At 63.1% G+C, this 2,365-nt stretch carries 3 protein-coding genes; 1 reads left to right on the top strand and 2 read right to left on the bottom strand.

The annotated features are described in order from the left end of the window. Window positions 1–345 precede the first annotated feature (345 nt). Window positions 346–909, top strand: coding sequence for a hypothetical protein (locus AC1D1P_RS21220; protein ID WP_477674325.1), 564 nt, complete (start codon window positions 346–348; stop codon window positions 907–909). A 21-nt stretch (window positions 910–930) separates the two neighbouring features. Here the strand turns inward: AC1D1P_RS21220 and AC1D1P_RS21215 are convergent, their stop codons facing one another. Beyond that, window positions 931–1,617 (bottom strand): response regulator transcription factor, encoded by a 687-nt coding sequence (locus AC1D1P_RS21215; RefSeq protein WP_477674324.1) that lies wholly within the window; start codon window positions 1,615–1,617, stop codon window positions 931–933. Further along, on the bottom strand, window positions 1,614–2,365 hold a 752-nt coding region (locus tag AC1D1P_RS21210), incomplete at its 5' end, for a sensor histidine kinase (RefSeq protein ID WP_477674323.1). The genes AC1D1P_RS21210 and AC1D1P_RS21215, both read right to left, overlap by 4 nt.

Here is a 2,365-nt window from a genome sequence, read left to right as displayed (position 1 = left end):
GAAGTACGAGAGCGCGCTGTACGCATGGTGCGCGAGCACTGGGGCGATTACCCCTCACTGTGGACGGCCATCGAATCCATTGCCGGGGGTGCGGACAATTACTTGGACTGCTTTATGCCGGAAATCCAAGGCTCTTTCGGTACCCAATTAAGCGCTACCTGAAATCGGCCAACAGGCCCTCTTGAGGTGCGGGCGCGAGATGGTCGTTCATCTGATATTCATGCGCTGCTCACGCCGCTGTAACCCGGAGTTCAGAACGTGTTCATGCCGCTTTGGTGAACTCTAGTTCTCGCCGCAGCAACACAGGTTGCGGGCGGGGCTAAACCACTTCAATCAAAGAAATCCATGAAAAAATTTACCTGTATTGCTGTTGCCAGTTTCCTGATCGGAGGAGCCATCCTGCCGGCCGCAGCCAAGGGCCCGGTGGTCAACCACGCCATCTCCGAAACCGAGGTGCTGGCTGCTCAGCAAGCCTGGTGCAAGGCGTTGATCGATATCTCGACGGTGAACACCACCAGCGGCCAGCCGGCAGCCAAAGCCCTGGCCGAGAAAGTAATCGACGGTGCATACGGCTACCAGATGGGGGCGGTACTGTTCAAGCCGACCTTGACTGAGGTACCCCAGACCTTCCGCACTACCCGAGAGGGAGCGCTCTCCTATTTCGTGGGGGGTAACCCGGCATACCCCAAGGACACCGGCTTCGCGCTGAAGGGGTGGACCAAGTGCGAGATTTCCAATGCCGCCGTTTTCATCACCGGCGACTCAGCCAGCACCATGGGCAACGTGATGTTCACGGGCAAAGACGGCAAGGTGACCACCGTAGACAAGACCTGGGCCTTCGCCAAGGACGATGCGGGCAAGCTGCGCATTATCGTGCACCACTCCTCGCTGCCGTTTAGCGGCAACTGATCTGCCCGCACGGCACTCAAATCAGTCTGTCGTGGCATCCAACCGGTAACCAAAGCCGCGCACGGTCTTGATGAGCGCGAGCGCGTGACCTTCGTCGATCTTGGCGCGCAGGCGGCGCACATACACGTCGACCACGTTGGTCAGCGGATCCTCATTGGTGCCCCAGACGTTGGAGAGAATGCGTTCGCGGCTGTACACGCGGCCGGGCGCGCTCATCAGCAGCTCCAGGAAGGCCAGTTCGCGTGCCGTGAGCGCGATGGGGCGGTCTGCGCGGCTGGCCTGCATGCGCTCCAGGTCCAGCACCAGATCAGCCACCTGCAGGGTGCTGGCGCGCGAGCGTTGCTCGCGGCCCCTGCGCAGCAGGGCCTCGATGCGGGCCAGCAGTTCCTCAAACGCAAAGGGCTTGGTCAGGTAGTCGTCCGCGCCCAGGCGCAGGCCATTGACCTTGTCCTCGGTGTTGTTCAGCGCGCTGAGCATCAGCATGGGCATGTGGTGGCCTTCGGCGCGCAAGGTCTGGCACAACTCCAGGCCGCTCAGGCCGGGCAGCATCAGGTCTAGCAGCAATAGCACGCCGGGTTCGGCGCTGCGTGCCATGGCCAGGCCCTCGGGACCGGTGCGGGCCAACTCCACGCGGTAGCCTTCGGCACTCAGCCCGCGCACCAGAAAATCGGCCACGCGCGCGTCGTCTTCCACTACGAGGATGTTCACGACTGTCCTCCTTGCCGGGCACTTGTGGCATCCGCTGCTGAGCGTGGCTCGGCGGGCGCCAGCGGCAGCGCGATGCACACCACCGTGCCGTGCTGCGGCTCGCTTTCGATGTCGATGCGGCCCTGATGCGCTTGCACGATGGCTTGTGCAATCGACAAGCCGATGCCCGTGCCATCGGCACGGTGCGCGCGCGCCCTGCGGCCGCGCACAAAGCGTTCGAACACGCGAGGCAGCTCGTCCGCATCAATGCCGATGCCCTCGTCGCGCACCAAAATCTCCACAGCTCCCAGCGCGCTCCGCAGGCTCACGCGTACTGTGGTGCCACGTTCCGAATAGTGCACCGCGTTGTCCAGTACGATCACCAGCGCCTGGCGCAGCCGGTCAGCATCGGCATACACCGTGACCGCCCCACTGGACAGCGCATCAACTCTCTCGCCATCCTCTTTTTCGTCGGACAAACGAAAGAGAAGCTCAACCTGCACTCCATGTGATGAGCCCAGGGCGGCAGCCTGCTCCGCCGCATCGCCCAGCAAAGCGCGCAGGTCTACGGGGGTTGGCTGCATCACCAGTTGGTCGGCCTCGGCTTTGGCGATCAGCATCAGGTCACGGATCACATGGGTAAGCTGGTTCACGCCGCCCACGATGCGCGTCAACGCCTTCCGGTACTCATCGCCCGGTTTGTCGCCACCGCGCAGCGCGATCTCGGCCTCGCCGCGGATCGTAGTGGCGGGAGTGCGCAGCTCATGGC

The sequence above is a fragment of the Polaromonas sp. P1_E1_2 genome, from assembly GCF_056406035.1.
The sequence above is the reverse complement of the archived record's forward strand: the minus strand, read 5'-3'. Positions and strand labels throughout refer to the sequence as shown.